We start from the raw sequence: 17,548 nt of genomic DNA on the forward strand, positions 1-17,548 counted from the left end.
TTGGTATTCATTTAGTGTCCGAGGACATTAAGAATCCATGTCACTTTGAGTGCCCACACAGATTGTCTGATAAATTGTTAAAGAGCAGTTGCGACGCGCTTCAGCGCGCTGTCGCGAGGTGGCGTATATTACGCTTTCCTCTTTCAGAGTCAACCCGTTATTTCAGGATTTTTTCTCTTCAGCCGACCGGGTTATCTGTGAAGTGATTCACATCCGCCGTGTCGATGGAGGCGCATTATAGGGAGCCGCCGAGGAATGACAAGCGGAAAAATGCATTTTTATTTCAACCGCTCACCTTTTCGCCAAAACGCCTATTTTTGGTGCTTTTTAATCTCTTTTGGCAGTTCTGCCAGACTAGTTATCACCCAGTCGGCTGCATTTTCTGCTTCTGGGGTGACCGGTTTACCGGTACGCACTAATACTTTGGTACCTACACCTGCCGCCGCTGCTGCCTGCATATCTTCCAGTTTATCGCCCACCATATAAGATGCGGCCATATCAATGTGCAGGAATTCCTGTGCAGAGATAAACATGCCCGGGTGTGGCTTACGGCAATCACAGGTCTGACGATACGCCTCTACACTTCCCTGCGGGTGATGCGGACAATAATAGATGCCATCAAGATCGACGCCACGATCGGCCAGAGACCAGTCCATCCATTCCGTCAGCGTCTCGAATTGCGCTTCGGTGAATTTACCCCGGGCGATACCGGACTGGTTAGTTACCACCACCAGCGCATAGCCCATCTCTTTCAACTGGCGCATGGCATCTATTACGCCCTCGATAAACTCGAACTCATCAATCTCATGGACGTAACCGTGATCCACATTAATAGTGCCGTCACGATCGAGAAAAATTGCGGGTACAGATTTTGCCACCGGTTTGCTCCTGAAAAAGTCTTGTTCAGCTAGTATCTCATGAATCGCAACGCAATAAAGTGCTCATCGCACAGAGGTGGATTGATTTAGACGTCTGGATGCCTTAACATCCATTTTGTTTACGGTCATTCCCCGTATCTGGCAGAAGAAAATGCCACGGCTAACTTACTTACGATAAAAATAATCTAATGATTAAACTTTCCAATATCACCAAAGTGTTCCAGCAGGGGAACCGAACCATTCAGGCGCTGAACAACGTCAGCCTGCATGTGCCTGCTGGTCAGATTTATGGCGTCATTGGCGCATCGGGTGCGGGTAAAAGTACGCTGATCCGTTGTGTTAACCTGCTTGAGCGCCCAACCCAGGGCAGCGTAGAAGTTGGCGGCCAGGAGCTTACCGCTCTCTCAGAAAAAGAACTCACCAAAGCGCGTCGCCAGATTGGCATGATTTTCCAGCACTTTAACCTGCTGGCATCCCGCACCGTGTTCGGCAACGTTGCCCTGCCGCTTGAGCTGGATAACACGCCGAAAGAAGAAGTTACGCGTCGCGTCACCGAACTGCTCGACCTTGTTGGTCTGGGCGACAAGCATGATAGCTACCCGGCAAATCTGTCCGGTGGGCAAAAACAGCGTGTGGCCATTGCCCGCGCGCTGGCAAGCAATCCTAAGGTGCTGCTGTGCGATGAAGCCACCAGCGCGTTAGACCCGGCCACCACGCGCTCTATTCTGGAACTGTTAAAAGACATTAACCGTCGCCTGGGCCTGACGATTCTCCTTATTACGCATGAAATGGATGTAGTGAAACGCATCTGCGACTGCGTGGCGGTCATCAGCAACGGTGAGCTGATTGAGCAGGACACGGTGAGTGAAGTCTTCTCGCACCCGAAAACGCCGCTGGCTCAGCAGTTCATTCAGTCCACACTGCATCTGGATATTCCGGAAGATTATCTGGAACGTTTAAAAACAGACGCAACGCCTGACAGCGTCCCGATGCTGCGCATGGAGTTCACGGGCCAGTCCGTTGACGCACCGCTGCTGTCCGAAACCGCGCGTCGCTTTAACGTGAATAACAACATTATTAGCGCGCAGATGGACTACGCCGGTGGCGTGAAGTTCGGCGTTATGCTGACGGAAATGCACGGCACACAGGAAGAAACCCAGGCGGCAATTGCCTGGCTGCAAGAACATCACGTAAAAGTAGAGGTACTGGGTTATGTCTGAGCCGATGATGTGGCTACTGGTTCGCGGCGTTTGGGAAACGCTTGCAATGACCTTCGTATCGGGCTTCTTTGGTTTTGTGATTGGGCTGCCGGTCGGCGTGCTGCTGTACGTTACGCGCCCGGGTCAAATTATTGAAAACGCGAAGCTGTACCGCACGCTCTCTGCGCTGGTGAACATTTTCCGGTCTATTCCGTTCATTATTCTGCTGGTGTGGATGATTCCGTTTACGCGCGTGATCGTCGGGACGTCGATTGGTTTGCAGGCAGCTATTGTCCCGCTGACCGTAGGCGCGGCACCGTTTATCGCCCGTATGGTGGAAAACGCCCTGCTGGAAATCCCAACCGGCCTGATAGAAGCTTCCCGCGCTATGGGTGCGACGCCAATGCAGATCGTTCGCAAAGTTCTGCTGCCAGAGGCGCTGCCTGGGCTGGTGAACGCAGCAACCATCACGCTTATCACCCTGGTCGGTTATTCCGCAATGGGCGGCGCCGTAGGTGCTGGCGGTTTAGGCCAGATTGGATATCAGTACGGCTATATTGGCTATAACGCTACCGTAATGAATACCGTTCTGGTATTGCTGGTTGTGCTGGTTTACTTAATTCAATTCTCTGGCGATCGTATCGTCCGGGCTGTTACGCATAAATAACGTTACAAACAACACAAACTCGACGAGTTAAGGATATAACATGGCGTTTAAATTTAAGACCTTCGCAGCAGTAGGCGCACTGATTGGCTCGCTGGCACTGGTGGGTTGCGGTCAGGACGAAAAAGATCCAAACCACATCAAAGTAGGCGTTATCGTCGGTGCAGAACAGCAGGTTGCTGAGGCCGCGCAGAAAATCGCTAAAGAGAAATATGGCCTGGACGTTGAACTGGTGACCTTCAACGATTACGTTCTGCCGAACGAAGCGCTGAGCAAAGGCGACATTGACGCTAACGCCTTCCAGCATAAACCGTACCTGGATCAGCAGATCAAAGATCGCGGCTATAAACTGGTTGCTGTCGGTAACACCTTCGTTTACCCGATTGCCGGTTACTCCAAGAAAATTAAATCTCTGGATGAACTCCAGCCGGGTTCACAGGTTGCCGTCCCTAACGACCCAACCAACCTTGGCCGTTCCCTGCTTCTGCTACAGAAAGTGGGCCTGATTAAACTGAAAGAAGGCGTTGGCTTGTTACCGACCGTTCTGGACGTAACCGAAAACCCGAAAAATCTGAAAATTGTTGAGCTGGAAGCACCACAGCTGCCACGTTCTCTGGACGATGCGCAGATCGCCCTGGCCGTGATCAACACCACTTACGCCAGCCAGATCGGCCTGACCCCAGCGAAAGATGGCATCTTCGTTGAAGATAAAGATTCCCCGTACGTCAACCTGATCGTGACTCGCGAAGACAACAAAGACGCGGAGAATGTGAAGAAATTCATACAGGCATATCAGTCTGAAGAAGTGTACCAGGAAGCCAATAAGGTGTTTAACGGCGGCGCGGTTAAAGGCTGGTAATCTCCCGGCAGTGTAATATCATCAAGACGGGCATTTGCCCGTCTTGTCATTTGTGCGGTCAACTGCTTCAATATCTGACGTTTTGATTATCCACTGAGGAATTATTATGCGTGCTTTACCGATCTGTTTTTTAGCACTGATGCTGAGCGGCTGTTCTATGCTAAGCAGATCTCCTGTTGAACCTGTTCAAAGCACTGCAACCCCGCCAAAAGCGGAGCCAGCAAAACCGAAAGCGCCTCGCGCTGCGCCAGTACGTATTATTACCAAAGCCGACGAGCTGGTCGGTAAGCCATTCCGTGAACTGGGCGAAGTGAGCGGCGAATCCTGCCAGGCAACGAATCAGGACTCCCCACCCAATATTCCGACAGCCCGCAAGCGTATGCAAATCAACGCGTCGAAAATGAAAGCCAACGCGGTGCTGCTGCACAGCTGCGAAGTCACCAGCGGCACACCAGGTTGCTATCGCCAGGCGGTATGTATCGGTTCTGCGCTTAACATTACGGCGAAATGAGTTCATTTCAGTTCGAGCAGATAGGCGTTATCCGCTCCCCTTATAAAGAAAAGTTCGCCGTTCCACGTCAGCCGGGTCTGGTCATTAACGGCGGCGGCGAGCTTCATCTTGTCGCGCCGTATAATCAGGCCGATGCAGTGCGCGGGCTTGAGGCGTTCAGCCATTTATGGGTGGTCTTTGTATTTCACCAGACCATGGAAGGCGGCTGGCGTCCCACCGTGCGTCCGCCTCGTCTGGGCGGAAATGCCAGAATGGGTGTCTTTGCCACCCGCTCAACCTTTCGTCCCAACCCCATCGGGATGTCGCTGGTCGAGCTGAAAGGCATACGTTGTCAGAAAGATCAGGTGATCCTGGAGTTAGGTAGCCTTGACCTGGTTGATGGCACGCCGGTCATAGATATTAAGCCTTACCTGCCCTTCGCCGAAGCGCTGCCGGATGCCCGGGCAAGCTATGCTCAGGACGCACCGCAGGCAGATATGGCGGTTCACTTCACGTCTGAAATTACAACGCAAATCAGCGAGCTGGAAAAGCGTTATCCTCGCCTGCGTGACTTTATCGTTGAAGTGCTGGCTCAGGACCCCCGTCCCGCCTACCGCAAAGAAGAGGAAGCCGGGAATACGTACGCCGTCTGGCTGCTGGACTTTAACGTGCGCTGGCGCGTGACTGCGGCGGGTTTTGAAGTGTTTGCCCTGGAACCCAGGTAATTTTGTTCTCCTCTCTTTTGGCATCTTTGCCACACTGGTAAACTAAACCACTTTTTTTGTGTCAGGCTGGTGTTTCAGCCTGTTCCAATCGTCGAAATGGAACCGTAACAACATGCGTACTAGCCAATATCTGCTCTCCACTCTGAAGGAGACACCTGCCGACGCCGAGGTGATCAGCCACCAGCTGATGCTGCGCGCCGGGATGATCCGCAAGCTGGCCTCCGGGTTATACACCTGGCTGCCGACCGGCGTGCGCGTCCTGAAAAAAGTCGAAAATATCGTGCGTGAAGAGATGAACAACGCCGGTGCTATCGAGGTGTTAATGCCGGTCGTTCAGCCCTCTGAACTGTGGCAGGAGAGCGGTCGCTGGGAGCAGTACGGTCCTGAACTGCTGCGTATTGCCGATCGTGGCGATCGTCCATTCGTTCTCGGCCCAACGCATGAAGAAGTGATCACCGACCTGATCCGTAACGAGCTGAGCTCTTACAAACAGCTGCCGCTGAACTTCTTCCAGATCCAGACTAAGTTCCGTGACGAAGTGCGTCCACGCTTTGGCGTCATGCGTTCTCGCGAATTCCTGATGAAAGATGCTTACTCTTTCCATACTTCTCAGGAATCGCTGCAAGAGACCTACGACAAAATGTACGCGGCCTACAGTAAAATCTTCTCCCGCATGGGGCTGGATTTCCGTGCTGTACAGGCTGATACCGGTTCAATCGGCGGTAGCGCCTCCCATGAATTCCAGGTTCTGGCGCAGAGCGGCGAAGACGATGTGATCTTCTCTGACTCCTCTGATTACGCCGCGAACATCGAATTTGCAGAAGCGCTGGCACCAAAAGAACCACGCGGCGCGGCAACGCAAGAGATGACGCTGGTTGATACGCCAAACGCGAAAACTATCGCCGAGCTGGTTGAGCAGTTTACTCTGCCGATCGAAAAAACCGTGAAAACCCTGCTGGTGAAATCGGCTGAAGGTAGCGCTTATCCACTGGTTGCCCTGCTGGTACGAGGCGATCACGAGCTGAACGAAGTGAAAGCCGAGAAGCTGCCGCAGGTTGCCAGCCCGCTGACCTTCGCAACGGAAGCGGAGATCCGCGCCGTGGTGAATGCAGGTCCTGGTTCTCTGGGTCCGGTGAACATGCCTGTTCCGGTGGTCATTGACCGCACCGTTGCGGCGATGAGCGACTTCGCTGCGGGCGCAAACATCGACGGTAAACACTTCTTCGGCATCAACTGGGATCGTGACGTGGCGACGCCGGAAGTGGCTGACATCCGTAACGTGGTCGCAGGCGATCCAAGCCCGGACGGCAATGGTACCCTGATGATCAAACGCGGTATCGAAGTAGGCCACATCTTCCAGCTGGGCGATAAGTACTCGCGCGCAATGAACGCTGCCGTTCAGGGCGAAGATGGCCGTAACCAGGTTCTGACCATGGGCTGCTACGGCATTGGCGTAACGCGCGTTGTTGCTGCCGCTATCGAGCAGAACTATGACGAACGCGGAATCGTCTGGCCGGATAACATCGCGCCGTTCCAGGTGGCGATCCTGCCAATGAACATGCACAAGTCTTACCGCGTACAGGAGCTGGCTGAGAAACTCTACGCTGAGCTGAGCGCGAAAGGTATCGACGTGCTGATGGATGACCGTAAAGAGCGTCCTGGCGTGATGTTTGCTGACATGGAACTGATCGGTATTCCACACACCATCGTCATTGGCGACCGTAACCTCGACAGCGACGAGATTGAATACAAATACCGTCGCAACGGCGAAAAACAGATGATCAAGACGGGAGATATTCTTGATTACCTGGTGAAAGCCATCAAAGGTTAAGAAACAAAAAACCCCGCCAGTGCGGGGTTTTTTAATGGCTATATCTTATTTGCTTTCGCAGTCTTTCCCCGCAGCAAACTTCGCGTCTTTATCTGCCACCAGCGTTTTCACCAGCTCGCCGCTATCCGGGTTTGGCTCCAGCGTAAAATGCCCTTCAACCGTCAGCAACACTGGCTTACTGTCGTTGCCGCGCGCGACGGCATAGTCTCGCTCCAGCTGGGCATTGTTCGCCACGCTGACTTTCTTCCCGGTTGCACAGTCAGTGAAGATCGCCGCATCCGCCATGTAGAAATACATCCCTCGCATCGCCATTGGGGTGGCTGGCAGGGTCGCTTTCACCGGGGCCAACGTATAGTTGAACTGGGATTCAATCGGATTGCCTTCGCGATCGAGCATCTCCATCCCCTCGCCTTTGGCGCGGAAGAAGGTTTTATCGCCCGTGGTATCCGTCAATACCAGCTTCTCAGCCGTACGCGCCCATGTTCCGTAAGATGCAAAAGAAGACGGTTCTTTCGCCCCCTGGTAACGCTGGTTCATGACCCAGGTGCCATCTTTTTGCAGAAACAGAGAGGTTTCGATGCCCTCGCAATCTGCACACGGTAATACGCCGCGCCAGCTTTGCTGCATCGGCTTTAATTCTTCATTTTGCGTTGGCTGTAGTACCTGCGTTTCTGAACGGTTATTACAGCCAAAAAGCGCGAACAGGCTTGTCACGGCCAGCGCTGATAATAATGCTTTTTTCACAATACTTTCCTTATGAAAAAGGGTATCCCTTTCGTCACATTATGGGTGACGGACTTTGCCACGCAGTGATTTTACGGTGGATTTCTGCGCCTTCGATGACAACCGACGTTCTTTCGATGCCCGCGTTGGACGTGTTGCCCGGCGACTTTTTTGTACAGCCGTCAGCTCTTTGATGACCGCCACCAGCCGGGCTATTGCCGCTTCCCGGTTAAGCTCCTGGCTGCGATACTCCTGCGCTTTAATCACCATCACACCCTCGCTGGTGATCAGGTGATGGCTGGCGGCAAGCAGGCTTTCTTTATAATACTCTGGCAGGCTGGAGGCCCGAATGTCAAAGCGCAAATGGATAGCCGTTGAGGCCTTGTTAACGTGCTGTCCCCCTGCTCCCTGGGCCCGGATGGCGGTGATCTCCAGCTCGTTATCAGGGATGCTGACGTTTCGGGACAATACAATCATGATGCGGGCTGCCAGGCCGCGAGATGAATTTCCAGATTATTCTGAGAATCGGAAAGCCAGATGGCGCCGTCCTGAATCGTCGCCTGTAGCGCCATCGTCCGGCTGGCGAACGCACTCAGCTGCGCCAGCTGTTCATCATCCAGATACCAGACGGTAAGATTTTTGAACTGCGCACATTTATTTTTATTTTGTTGCCACCAGATCTCCGCCGCTCTCTGGTTGTAGGCAAACAACGCCACTTCAGCAGACTGGGTGCAGGCCTTTTTGATCCGGCGTTCATCCGGCAGGCCAAGCTCAATCCATAAATCGATACCCAGATGATCGTTGCGCAGCCAGGCTTCCGGTTCATCTTCCGCGCTTAAACCACGGGTAAATTGCAGACGCTCGTCGGCATACTTAATCCACGCCAGCAGGCGCAGCATCATGCGCTCCTGGGTTTCAGAAGGGTGACGCGCCAGCGTCAATGACGCATCCAGAAACTGGTTACGGTCAAGATCCGCCACATTGACCACAGCTTTATAAATTGTCGCTTTCAGCGCCATGAGAGAACTCCTTTCGAATCAGGCGTACATTGTAGCGAAAACCGCGGCAAAAGGCTGTTACGAGGTGGTGGCGCCCTCTTATCAAGGCGCTGATATTGCTTAAATGAGTATGGTATAGTCACCTTGCTAAACCGAGTTTAACTTCGTAGGCTTAATGATATCTCACAGTAAGTCAGTACGCTGGCAGGAGGTGATGTGAATAATTATTGTGAGTTGATTCGCAGACGGTATGCGGAGATCGCCAGCGGAGATCTGGGGTACATTCCGGATGCGTTGGGCTGTGTATTGAACGTGCTAAATGAAGTGGCCTCTGATGAGAGCCTTTCTGAATCGGTCAGGGAAAAAGCAGCGTATGCTGCGGCGAATTTACTGGTGAGCGATTATGTCGATGAATGATACCTATCAACCCATCAATTGTGATGACTATGACAACCTCGAACTCGCCTGCCAGCATCATTTAATACTGACGCTGGAGCTAAAAGATGGCGAAGTGCTAAAGGCAAAGGCCAGCGATCTGGTTTCCCGTAAAAATGTGGAATACCTGGTTGTGGAAGATGCAGGTGCAACGCGTGAGCTACGCCTCGACAAAATTGCCAGTTTCAGCCATCCGGAAATCGGCACCGTTGTGGTGAGCGAATCCTGATAACCAACGGGCAGCCAGGCTGCCCGTTACGCTTTCCATTCAAAATTAACTCCCGCTTCAGCCCATCCCTCTTCAGTGATGAAAACCCCTGCCGCCGCGATGAGCGTGTCGCCGTAAAACAGAAGCGGCGTGGTATCACGTCGCCAGGGCGGAACGTTCTGTTCCTGCCAGATTTTCTTCAGCTTACGCCCGCCGTTACGCCCGACGATATGCAGCATGCCGCTGGTCCTGAAGCGTATAGTGACGTTCTCGTCCGGCTCAGGTAGACGCACATTGCCCGAATGGCTTAACGCAACGACACCGGCATTCATCGGTAGCGTTAATGCTTTTTCCGGCGACGGCCAGTCGAGCACAGCGTCAGCCAGCGACGGCACAGATTTTACCCACCAGAGTTGCCCTTTATAGCGCCTGACGTCATAACCATTCAGGTGTATACACGGGGCGGCATCTTCCCTCGCCTGTGCAACTTCCTCCCAGATACGGTTGAGCATCGCCCGGGACGGCATAACCGCACGGTGGTAAGCCAGCCAGCGACGAATTAGAGCAGCCCGGCGCACGGGGCTCATCACCTTCAACGGCGCAATGTTGAGGGCACCGTCAGCGGTAGTCAGCGTATCCAGCTCCTCGCTCAGCAACTCATCCAGCAAGCTTTCCTGTTCAGCACACAGCATGGCACTTCTGGCCGCCGCTTCGGAAAAATGCGCCCAGCGCTCACTCAGCAGCGGTAAGACGCGCAGGCGCAGGAAGTTACGGTCGTAACTGTCGTCCTGATTGCTCTCGTCTTCAATCCAGCACAGATGATGCTGCTGCGCCCAGGCTTCCAGTGATGCGCGCGTCTCACCCAGCAGCGGGCGGATGAGCTCTGTTTCAGCAAAATCTGCGCGCTCAGGCATGGCAGATAATCCCGCAGGCCCGCTGCCCCGCTTGAGCGCCAGTAAAAACGTCTCGCACTGGTCGTCCAGATGCTGCGCGGTGACCAACGCTTCTCCAGGCTGTAATGCGCCAGAAAACGCGGCGTAGCGGGCTTTCCGCGCCTGCGCCTCAATACCCAGCCCCTCATCCTCAAGCGTGACGCGTTCAACGATCAGCGGAATCGCCCACTCTGAACACACCGCTTCGCAGTGCGCTACCCAGTCGTCGGCATGGGGGCTTAAGCCGTGATGGATATGCATCGCCCGCAGCTGGACGTCAGGCTCACGGTCGCGCCAGAGCTTAAGGCGGTGCAGCAAAACGGTGGAATCCAGGCCACCGCTGAACCCCACCAGCAGCTGGCGGTAGGGGGAAACGGCGTGCGCGATAGCAGGTAAGGTCATAGGAAATTACACATAAAAAATGCCCGAACTGAACGGGCATTATCACACATGACGGCAATTACTGCTGGTAAAGCTCCAGCGGCAGCCCGTCCGGATCGTTGAAAAAAGTGAAACGTTTATCGGTAAAGGGATCGACACGAATCGCTTCGCAGGCCACGCCGTGGGCTTCCAGATGTTTTACCGCGCTGTCCAGGTCATCGACGCTGAAGGCGAGGTGGCGCAGGCCGCAGGCTTCCGGGCGCGAAGGACGCGCTGGCGGGAAAGGAAAAGAGAACAGTTCAATCACATATTGTCCGTTTAACGCCAGATCGCCTTTCCAGGAGTCGCGCTCCTCACGGTAAGCCTCGCTCAACAGCGTAAAGCCGAGAACGTCGCAGTAGAATGCCTTACTTTTCGCGTAATCGGTGGCAATGATCGCAATATGATGAACCGCTTTTAAACCCAGCATAGTTTCTCCTTTTTATGATGCCCTGAACGTTACAACCGACAACCCGCCTCTGGCAAGCAGCCCCTTTTATTTTAGGACTCTCACCCAGTACACGCCGTTATCATCGCGTTTCGCGCCATGAATGTCCGTTTCAAAGCCCGGATAGTGGCGCCCTACCGAACAGAGCATCAGCAGGAAATCGAGCACCGCCCGGCTCTCCTCGGTGATCATTTCACCCGGCATCAGCAGCGGCACGCCCGGCGGATAAGGCAGGATCATGTTGGCCGATACCCGCCCGACCAGGTTCTCCAGCTCAACGGTTTCAACCTCCCCTTTCACCTGGCGCTGCCACGCCCTGTGCGGCGTCAGCTTCATTTCAGGCAGAACATCAAATGCCTGCAACATCAGGCGCGGCAGATCGTGCTGGCGGATCAGCCTGTGGATCCCCTGGGCCAGATCCTGAATACGCATATTGCGATAGAAGTCAGGATCTTCCGCGTAGAGATCCGGCAGCATATTCTTCACCCGCAGGTTCAGATCATATGCACGCTTAAACTCCATCAGTCCGCGCAACAGCCCCATCGCGCGGGTTTTATCGATCCCGATGCTGAACAGGAACAGCAAATTATAGGGGCCGGTTTTCTCCACCACCACGCCGCGCTCATCAAGGAACTTCGCCACCAGCGCAGCCGGGATCCCTTCCTCACCCATCACGCCCTGCTCATCCATGCCCGGCGTCAGGATCGTCACCTTAACCGGATCGAGGAACATGTGGTCCGCATCGGCATCCCGAAAACCGTGCCAGCTCTCCCCCGGCGCGACGGGCCAGCATTCTGCCTCATCAATCTCTTCCGGCTGCCAGATATCAAAGAACCAGCCGTCCGCTTCATCTTTAAGTCGCTGAACCTCTTTTCGGAAATGCAGCGCCCGTTCCACCGAACGATTGATCAGGCGTTTACCCGGATTACCGCGCAGCATCGCCGCCGCCGTTTCGATGGACGCCACCAGCGGGTAGCTCGGCGACGTGGTCGTGTGCATCATAAAGGCTTCGTTGAAGGTGTCCTCGTCGTACTCGCCCTTGATGTGAATAAGAGACGCCTGGGAAAACGCGGCCAGCATTTTGTGCGTCGACTGCGTTTCGAAGAACACCTTGCCCGGCACCCGCTCGCCGCTCATCCCACTTTTACCCGAGTAAATCGGGTGGAAATTGGTGTAAGGCACCCACGCGGAGTCAAAGTGGATCGACGGCACGTCGAGCGTCTGCTTGATCCAGTTCGTGTTGTAAAGCAGCCCGTCATAGGTGGAGTTGGTGATCACCGCGTGCACAGGCCAGCTTGCCTCGGGGATCGCCGCGATCTTATTTTCAATGGCTTCATGCGCGAATTCACGGCGAGGAATGCCGCCGAGAATACCCAGCGCATTACGCGTAGGCGACAGCCAGAGCGGCACCACGTCGCTCATCATCAGCAAATGCGCCAGTGATTTATGGCAGTTGCGGTCAATCAGCAGCGTACTGCCGGCAGGCGCGGCGTACATCCCGACGATTTTGTTCGAGGTTGAGGTACCGTTGGTCACCATGTAGCTTTGCTCGGCGCCAAAGGTCCGGGCGATGTACTCTTCGGCTTCCAGATGCGGGCCGGTATGATCCAGCAGAGAGCCTAACTCGGTGACCGAAATCGACACATCCGCCTTCAGCGTGTTACCGCCGAAGAAATCGTAGAACAGACATCCCACCGGGCTTTTTTGATAGGCTGTTCCCGCCATGTGGCCTGGCGTACAGAAGGTGTACTTCCCTTCATTCACATAGGTGAACAGCGCGCGCGTGAACGGCGGTGTGATGTTATCGAGGTATTCACCGGTGTACTGCTGAATGCGGGTCGCAATGTCCTCGGCAACGCCGAGTGAGTATTCGAAGAACCACAGCGCCATACGCATATCATGCGCGCTCACGTCCATGGTCGAGTGAGTGTTGATAAACGCGTACAGCGGAAGATATTCGTTGAGCTTATTGATATCGCTGCACAACTCCATGTCGTATTCGTCCCAGTCGAATATCACGCCACAGATGCGCGGATTGTGTTCGATAAATTTCAGCAGGTCGGCGCTGTTTTGCGGCCAGATCAGCTGGTATCCGCGTGCTTTGAGGGCTTGCTCCAGCTCCTTGATGGGTTCGTCTTTATAAAAGACGCCGTGTGGCCCCATGATGGCAATGATGTTCATGGTTTACCTCCTTGAAAAACATCAGATAAGCATAGTTAAGGTAAACGGCAGGTATAAAAAAAGCCGCAACAATGTGCGGCTTTTAGGATAATTGTGAGGCTTACGCGTAACCGTAGGTCATCAGACGCTGATAACGACGGTTGAGCAGATCTTCTGTGCTCAGCAAGTCCAGGTCCGCCAGATCTGCCAGCAGCTGCGCTTTCAGGGAAGCAGCCATCACTTCCGGCTTACGATGCGCGCCGCCCAGCGGTTCAGGGATAACGGTGTCGATCAGCTTCAGCTCTTTCAGACGTGGGGCAATGATGCCCATCGCTTCAGCAGCCAGCGGCGCTTTATCGGCACTTTTCCACAGAATGGAGGCACAGCCTTCCGGAGAGATAACGGAATAGGTACTGTACTGTAGCATATTCACTTTATCGCCCACGCCAATTGCCAGCGCACCGCCGGACCCACCTTCACCGATAACGGTACAGATGACCGGCACTTTCAGGCGAGACATCTCACGCAGGTTGCGTGCGATGGCTTCAGACTGACCGCGTTCTTCAGCGCCAACACCCGGGTAAGCCCCCGGCGTGTCGATGAAGGTGATGATAGGCATATTGAAACGCTCAGCCATCTCCATCAGACGCAGGGCCTTACGGTAGCCTTCTGGCGCTGGCATACCGAAGTTACGACGGATTTTCTCTTTGGTTTCACGGCCTTTCTGATGACCAATAATCATCACCGGACGTCCATCCAGACGCGCGATACCGCCGACGATAGCTTTATCGTCAGCGTATGCGCGGTCGCCTGCCAGTTCGTCAAATTCGTCAAACGCCAGGCGGACATAATCCAGGGTGTACGGACGCTGTGGATGACGCGCCAGCTGGGCGATCTGCCATGCGCCGAGATCGGCAAAGATTTTGCGCGTCAGTTCTACGCTTTTTTCGCGCAGACGATGCACTTCTTCGTCGATGTTAATATCCAGTTTTTCATCCTGACGGCTCACGGCTGTCAGAGAATCGATTTTCGCTTCCAGCTCTGCAATCGGCTGTTCGAAATCAAGGAAATTCAGACTCATAGTATTCCTGTATTAGTCAAACTCCAGTTCCACCTGCTCCGAACCAATGAGGCCACGGAGATCGTTCAGTAAACGATCGCTCGGAGAGACACGCCACGTTGCACCAAAGCGCAACCGCGCACGTGCATCCGCCCTCTGATAGTAGAGATGTACTGGAATGGTCCCCGAGCGGTGGGGTTCCAGAGACTGACGGAGTCGGTTTAAAAGCTGGTCATCAATTTGCCTGTCCGTCAGCGAGATAGCAAGCCCGCGAGCATATTTTTCCCGGGCTTCGTCAATGTCCATCACTTCGCGGGCGGTCATTTTAAGCCCCCCGCTGAAGTCATCAAAGCTGACCTGTCCGCTGACGATAAGTATGCGGTCTTTTTCCAGCAATTGCTGGTATTTATCCAGCGCGTCGGTGAACAACATCACCTCCAGACGCCCGGAACGGTCATCCAGGGTACAGATGCCGATACGATTGCCGCGCTTGGTGACCATTACCCTTGCAGCAATCACGAGCCCCGCAGCCGTGGTGATTTTACCACGTTCTGTCGGATGCATGTCTTTAAGCCTGTGGCCGCCGACATAGCGCTCAATTTCTTTCAGATACTGGTTGATCGGGTGCCCCGTCAGGTACAGGCCTAACGTTTCCCGCTCCCCATCCAGCACCACCTGTTCTGGCCAGGGCTGGCAGTTGGAATAAGACTGCTCAATCTGCTCTGGCTCTTCCGCCAGCACGCCGAACATATCTGCCTGGCCAATGGCTTCCGCTTTCGCGTGCTGATCGGCTGCTTTCAGCGCATCGCCGAGCGAGTTCATCAGCGCGGCGCGGTGTGGCCCCAGCCGATCAAACGCGCCGGACATGATCAGTTTTTCCAGCACGCGGCGGTTCAGTTTTTTGGTATCGGTGCGGGCGCACAGATCGAACAGCTCGCGGAAATAGCCGCCGTTGTTACGCGCTTCGATGATCGCCTCGATCGGCCCCTCACCTACGCCCTTGATCGCGCCGATCCCATAGACGATTTCCCCGTCATCGTTAACGTGGAAATGGTACAGGCCAGAGTTAATATCCGGCGGCAGGATCTTCAGCCCCATGCGCCAGCACTCGTCCACCAGGCCAACCACCTTCTCGGTGTTGTCCATATCGGCGGTCATTACCGCCGCCATAAACTCAGCGGGATAGTGAGCCTTCAGCCACAGCGTTTGATACGAAACCAAAGCATAGGCGGCGGAGTGGGATTTGTTAAATCCGTACCCGGCGAATTTCTCCACCAGGTCGAAGATTTTCATCGCCAGTTCGCCATCGACGCCGTTTTTCTTCGCCCCATCCTCAAAGATGGAACGTTGCTTGGCCATCTCTTCCGGCTTTTTCTTACCCATCGCACGACGCAGCATGTCTGCGCCGCCAAGGGTATAACCAGAAAGCACCTGGGCGATCTGCATGACCTGTTCCTGATACAGGATGATGCCATAGGTTGGCTCCAGTACCGGTTTCAGGCTTTCATGCTGCCACTGCACGTCCGGGTAGGAAATCTCTTCGCGCCCGTGTTTACGGTCGATAAAGTTATCTACCATCCCCGACTGCAACGGCCCCGGACGGAACAGGGCCACCAGCGCGATCATATCTTCGAAGCAGTCTGGTTGCAGACGCTTAATCAAATCTTTCATGCCGCGGGATTCAAGCTGGAAGACGGCTGTCGTCTCCGAGCGTTGCAGCATGTCGAAACTTTTCTTGTCATCAAGCGGGATAGCCGCGATATCCAGCGGCGGTTCGCCGTTCTTCTCGCGACGGGCGTTGATCATCTCCAGCGCCCAGTTGATGATGGTCAGCGTACGCAGGCCGAGGAAGTCAAACTTCACCAGCCCGGCGTATTCCACGTCGTTCTTGTCGAACTGGGTGACCGGATGCTGGCCCGCTTCGTCGCAGTACAGCGGCGCAAAGTCGGTGATTTTGGTCGGGGCGATAACCACGCCCCCCGCATGCTTACCGGCGTTACGCGTGACGCCTTCCAGCTTGCGCGCCATGTCGATCAGCGCTTTCACCTCTTCGTCGGCTTCGTAGATTTCCGGCAGCTGAGGTTCAGCTTCAAAGGCTTTCGCCAGAGTCATGCCCGGATCGGGCGGCACCAGCTTAGAGATACGATCGACAAAACCGTACGGGTGGCCCAGAACGCGGCCCACATCGCGGATAACCGCTTTCGCGGCCATCGTACCGAAGGTGATGATCTGCGAAACCGCATCACGACCGTACATATCGGCCACGTGCTCAATCACCTGGTCGCGTTTTTCCATGCAGAAGTCGACGTCAAAGTCGGGCATGGAGACACGTTCCGGGTTGAGGAAACGTTCGAACAGCAGGTCAAATTCCAGCGGATCGAGATCGGTAATTTTCAGGGCATACGCCACCAGCGAGCCGGCACCAGAACCACGGCCCGGACCTACCGGTACGCCGTTATCCTTCGACCACTGGATGAACTCCATCACGATCAGGAAGTAGCCTGGGAACCCCATCTGGTTGATCACCTGGAGTTCAATATCCAGGCGCTCGTCATATTCAGGACGTTTCTCTTTACGGACCGCTTCATCCGGGAAGAGGAATTCCAGACGCTCTTCCAGACCCTCTTTCGATTTCATGACCAGGAAATCTTCGGTGGTCATGTCTCCCGTCGGGAACTGCGGCAGGAAGTATTCGCCGAGACGCACGGTGACGTTACAGCGCTTGGCAATCTCTACGCTGTTTTCCAGCGCTTCCGGGATGTCCGAGAAGAGCTCACACATCTCCTCTTCGCTGCGCATGTACTGCTGCGATGAGTAGTTGCGCGGACGTTTCGGATCGTCGAGGGTGAAGCCGTCGTGGATGGCGACGCGAATTTCATGCGCGTCAAAATCACCCGCCTCAAGGAAGCGCACATCGTTGGTGGCCACCACAGGCAGGCCACGCGCTTCCGCCAGGGCGACGGCCGCATGCAGGTAGCTCTCTTCATCCGCACGCCCGGTACGGATCAGCTCCAGGTAATAACGATCCGGGAAATACTCTTCGTAGAACGAGACGCACTGATCCACCAGCGCGTTATTACCGCGTAGCAGACATTTGCCGACATCTCCCATACGGCCACCGGAGATCAGCAGCAAACCTTCGTTCAGCTCCGCCAGCCAGTCGCGGTCAATCCATGGACCCAGTGCGCCGTAACCGCGTTGGTAGGCTTTTGAGATCAGCAGAGTGAGGTTCTGATAACCCGTGTTATTCATGGCTAACACGGAAATCTGCGTCATCTCATCGCCGAGCAGGTCGCTCTGCACATGAAAATCCGCGCCGACGATGGGCTTTAATCCTGCGCCATGCGCCGTTCCGTAGAACTTCACCAGGCCACACAGGTTGGTAAAATCGGTGATCGCCAGCGCAGGCATGCCAAGCGAGGCCGCCTTTTTTACCAGCGGCCCGGTCTTTGCCAGCCCATCGATCATGGAGTAGTCGCTATGCACCCGCAGGTGTACGAAACGTGGTTCAGCCATCT

Annotated in this window: 17 protein-coding genes; 8 read left to right on the plus strand and 9 right to left on the minus strand. The window is 54.7% G+C overall.

Going from position 1 to position 17,548, the window contains the following annotated elements; translation table 11 throughout:
* Positions 1-311 precede the first annotated feature (311 nt).
* Positions 312-878 (minus strand): D-glycero-beta-D-manno-heptose 1,7-bisphosphate 7-phosphatase, encoded by a 567-nt coding sequence (gene gmhB, locus ACOTY5_RS13205; protein WP_017383733.1) that lies wholly within the window; start codon positions 876-878, stop codon positions 312-314.
* A 188-nt stretch (positions 879-1,066) separates the two neighbouring features.
* Between gmhB and metN the strand changes: the two genes are divergently transcribed.
* The 6 genes from metN (at position 1,067) to proS (ending at position 6,646) form a co-directional block, all read left to right on the plus strand.
* A complete protein-coding gene (metN, locus tag ACOTY5_RS13210) occupies positions 1,067-2,098 on the plus strand; it encodes a methionine ABC transporter ATP-binding protein MetN (RefSeq protein ID WP_213721031.1) in 1,032 nt (343 codons plus the stop codon).
* Positions 2,091-2,744 carry a methionine ABC transporter permease MetI gene (locus tag ACOTY5_RS13215; protein WP_003856130.1) on the plus strand — a complete coding sequence of 218 codons (654 nt, stop codon included), beginning with the start codon at positions 2,091-2,093 and terminating at the stop codon, positions 2,742-2,744. The genes metN and ACOTY5_RS13215 overlap by 8 nt, the downstream gene beginning before the upstream one ends.
* Positions 2,745-2,784: 40 nt before the next feature.
* The gene (gene metQ / locus ACOTY5_RS13220; RefSeq protein ID WP_003856132.1) at positions 2,785-3,600 is read left to right on the plus strand and encodes a methionine ABC transporter substrate-binding lipoprotein MetQ; all 816 of its coding nucleotides are present in this window, start codon (positions 2,785-2,787) and stop codon (positions 3,598-3,600) included.
* Between the two features lie 106 nt (positions 3,601-3,706).
* A complete protein-coding gene (rcsF, locus tag ACOTY5_RS13225) occupies positions 3,707-4,111 on the plus strand; it encodes an Rcs stress response system protein RcsF (protein ID WP_015572735.1) in 405 nt (134 codons plus the stop codon).
* Positions 4,108-4,815 (plus strand): tRNA (N6-threonylcarbamoyladenosine(37)-N6)-methyltransferase TrmO, encoded by a 708-nt coding sequence (gene tsaA / locus ACOTY5_RS13230; protein ID WP_017694476.1) that lies wholly within the window; start codon positions 4,108-4,110, stop codon positions 4,813-4,815. The genes rcsF and tsaA overlap by 4 nt, the downstream gene beginning before the upstream one ends.
* A 112-nt stretch (positions 4,816-4,927) precedes the next feature.
* Positions 4,928-6,646, plus strand: coding sequence for a proline--tRNA ligase (gene proS / locus ACOTY5_RS13235; RefSeq protein WP_045142237.1), 1,719 nt, complete (start codon positions 4,928-4,930; stop codon positions 6,644-6,646).
* A gap of 45 nt (positions 6,647-6,691) precedes the next feature.
* Here proS and nlpE read toward each other — a convergent pair whose 3' ends face one another.
* The 3 genes from nlpE to ACOTY5_RS13250 are packed head-to-tail and all read right to left on the minus strand — an operon-like array spanning position 6,692 to position 8,388.
* A complete protein-coding gene (gene nlpE, locus ACOTY5_RS13240; RefSeq protein WP_017383734.1) occupies positions 6,692-7,390 on the minus strand; it encodes an envelope stress response activation lipoprotein NlpE in 699 nt (232 codons plus the stop codon).
* Between the two features lie 39 nt (positions 7,391-7,429).
* Positions 7,430-7,846, minus strand: coding sequence for an alternative ribosome rescue aminoacyl-tRNA hydrolase ArfB (gene arfB / locus ACOTY5_RS13245; protein WP_006810027.1), 417 nt, complete (start codon positions 7,844-7,846; stop codon positions 7,430-7,432).
* Positions 7,843-8,388, minus strand: coding sequence for a YaeQ family protein (locus ACOTY5_RS13250; protein ID WP_045142236.1), 546 nt, complete (start codon positions 8,386-8,388; stop codon positions 7,843-7,845). The genes arfB and ACOTY5_RS13250 overlap by 4 nt, the downstream gene beginning before the upstream one ends.
* 195 nt (positions 8,389-8,583) lie before the next feature.
* Between ACOTY5_RS13250 and ACOTY5_RS13255 the strand changes: the two genes are divergently transcribed.
* The gene (locus tag ACOTY5_RS13255; RefSeq protein ID WP_003856146.1) at positions 8,584-8,784 is read left to right on the plus strand and encodes a YaeP family protein; all 201 of its coding nucleotides are present in this window, start codon (positions 8,584-8,586) and stop codon (positions 8,782-8,784) included.
* Entirely contained in the window at positions 8,771-9,031 is a 261-nt protein-coding gene (gene rof / locus ACOTY5_RS13260) for a Rho-binding antiterminator (RefSeq protein ID WP_003856148.1), read from the plus strand. The genes ACOTY5_RS13255 and rof overlap by 14 nt, the downstream gene beginning before the upstream one ends.
* 26 nt (positions 9,032-9,057) lie before the next feature.
* Here the strand turns inward: rof and tilS are convergent, their stop codons facing one another.
* The 5 genes from tilS to dnaE all read right to left on the minus strand — a co-directional run bounded on the left by tilS (position 9,058) and on the right by dnaE (position 17,546).
* Complete coding sequence (gene tilS, locus ACOTY5_RS13265) at positions 9,058-10,344, minus strand: tRNA lysidine(34) synthetase TilS (RefSeq protein WP_045142235.1); 1,287 nt, start codon at positions 10,342-10,344, stop codon at positions 9,058-9,060.
* Positions 10,345-10,402: 58 nt separating this feature from the next.
* Positions 10,403-10,792 carry a VOC family protein gene (locus tag ACOTY5_RS13270; RefSeq protein ID WP_003856151.1) on the minus strand — a complete coding sequence of 130 codons (390 nt, stop codon included), beginning with the start codon at positions 10,790-10,792 and terminating at the stop codon, positions 10,403-10,405.
* A 66-nt stretch (positions 10,793-10,858) separates the two neighbouring features.
* Positions 10,859-12,991, minus strand: coding sequence for a lysine decarboxylase LdcC (locus ACOTY5_RS13275; RefSeq protein ID WP_015572729.1), 2,133 nt, complete (start codon positions 12,989-12,991; stop codon positions 10,859-10,861).
* Between the two features lie 100 nt (positions 12,992-13,091).
* A complete protein-coding gene (accA, locus tag ACOTY5_RS13280) occupies positions 13,092-14,051 on the minus strand; it encodes an acetyl-CoA carboxylase carboxyl transferase subunit alpha (RefSeq protein ID WP_045142234.1) in 960 nt (319 codons plus the stop codon).
* Positions 14,052-14,063: 12 nt separating this feature from the next.
* Entirely contained in the window at positions 14,064-17,546 is a 3,483-nt protein-coding gene (gene dnaE / locus ACOTY5_RS13285; protein WP_017694479.1) for a DNA polymerase III subunit alpha, read from the minus strand.
* Between the last annotated feature and the right edge of the window lie 2 nt (positions 17,547-17,548).

Origin of the sequence: Enterobacter cloacae complex sp. SHL018 (assembly GCF_049237905.1) — a bacterium.
Lineage (GTDB): Bacteria > Pseudomonadota > Gammaproteobacteria > Enterobacterales > Enterobacteriaceae > Enterobacter > Enterobacter hormaechei_C.

Bases quoted from the DNA above. Each gene is read 5' to 3' on its own strand.
- rof (WP_003856148.1), top strand. From the start codon at position 8,771: ATGTCGATGAATGATACCTATCAACCCATCAATTGTGATGACTATGAC.
- accA (WP_045142234.1), bottom strand. From the start codon at position 14,051: ATGAGTCTGAATTTCCTTGATTTCGAACAGCCGATTGCAGAGCTGGAA.
- metN (WP_213721031.1), top strand. From the start codon at position 1,067: ATGATTAAACTTTCCAATATCACCAAAGTGTTCCAGCAGGGGAACCGA.
- tilS (WP_045142235.1), bottom strand. From the start codon at position 10,344: ATGACCTTACCTGCTATCGCGCACGCCGTTTCCCCCTACCGCCAGCTG.
- ACOTY5_RS13275 (WP_015572729.1), bottom strand. From the start codon at position 12,991: ATGAACATCATTGCCATCATGGGGCCACACGGCGTCTTTTATAAAGAC.
- proS (WP_045142237.1), top strand. From the start codon at position 4,928: ATGCGTACTAGCCAATATCTGCTCTCCACTCTGAAGGAGACACCTGCC.
- ACOTY5_RS13250 (WP_045142236.1), bottom strand. From the start codon at position 8,388: ATGGCGCTGAAAGCGACAATTTATAAAGCTGTGGTCAATGTGGCGGAT.
- arfB (WP_006810027.1), bottom strand. From the start codon at position 7,846: ATGATTGTATTGTCCCGAAACGTCAGCATCCCTGATAACGAGCTGGAG.
- ACOTY5_RS13270 (WP_003856151.1), bottom strand. From the start codon at position 10,792: ATGCTGGGTTTAAAAGCGGTTCATCATATTGCGATCATTGCCACCGAT.
- metQ (WP_003856132.1), top strand. From the start codon at position 2,785: ATGGCGTTTAAATTTAAGACCTTCGCAGCAGTAGGCGCACTGATTGGC.
- rcsF (WP_015572735.1), top strand. From the start codon at position 3,707: ATGCGTGCTTTACCGATCTGTTTTTTAGCACTGATGCTGAGCGGCTGT.
- dnaE (WP_017694479.1), bottom strand. From the start codon at position 17,546: ATGGCTGAACCACGTTTCGTACACCTGCGGGTGCATAGCGACTACTCC.
- tsaA (WP_017694476.1), top strand. From the start codon at position 4,108: ATGAGTTCATTTCAGTTCGAGCAGATAGGCGTTATCCGCTCCCCTTAT.
- ACOTY5_RS13215 (WP_003856130.1), top strand. From the start codon at position 2,091: ATGTCTGAGCCGATGATGTGGCTACTGGTTCGCGGCGTTTGGGAAACG.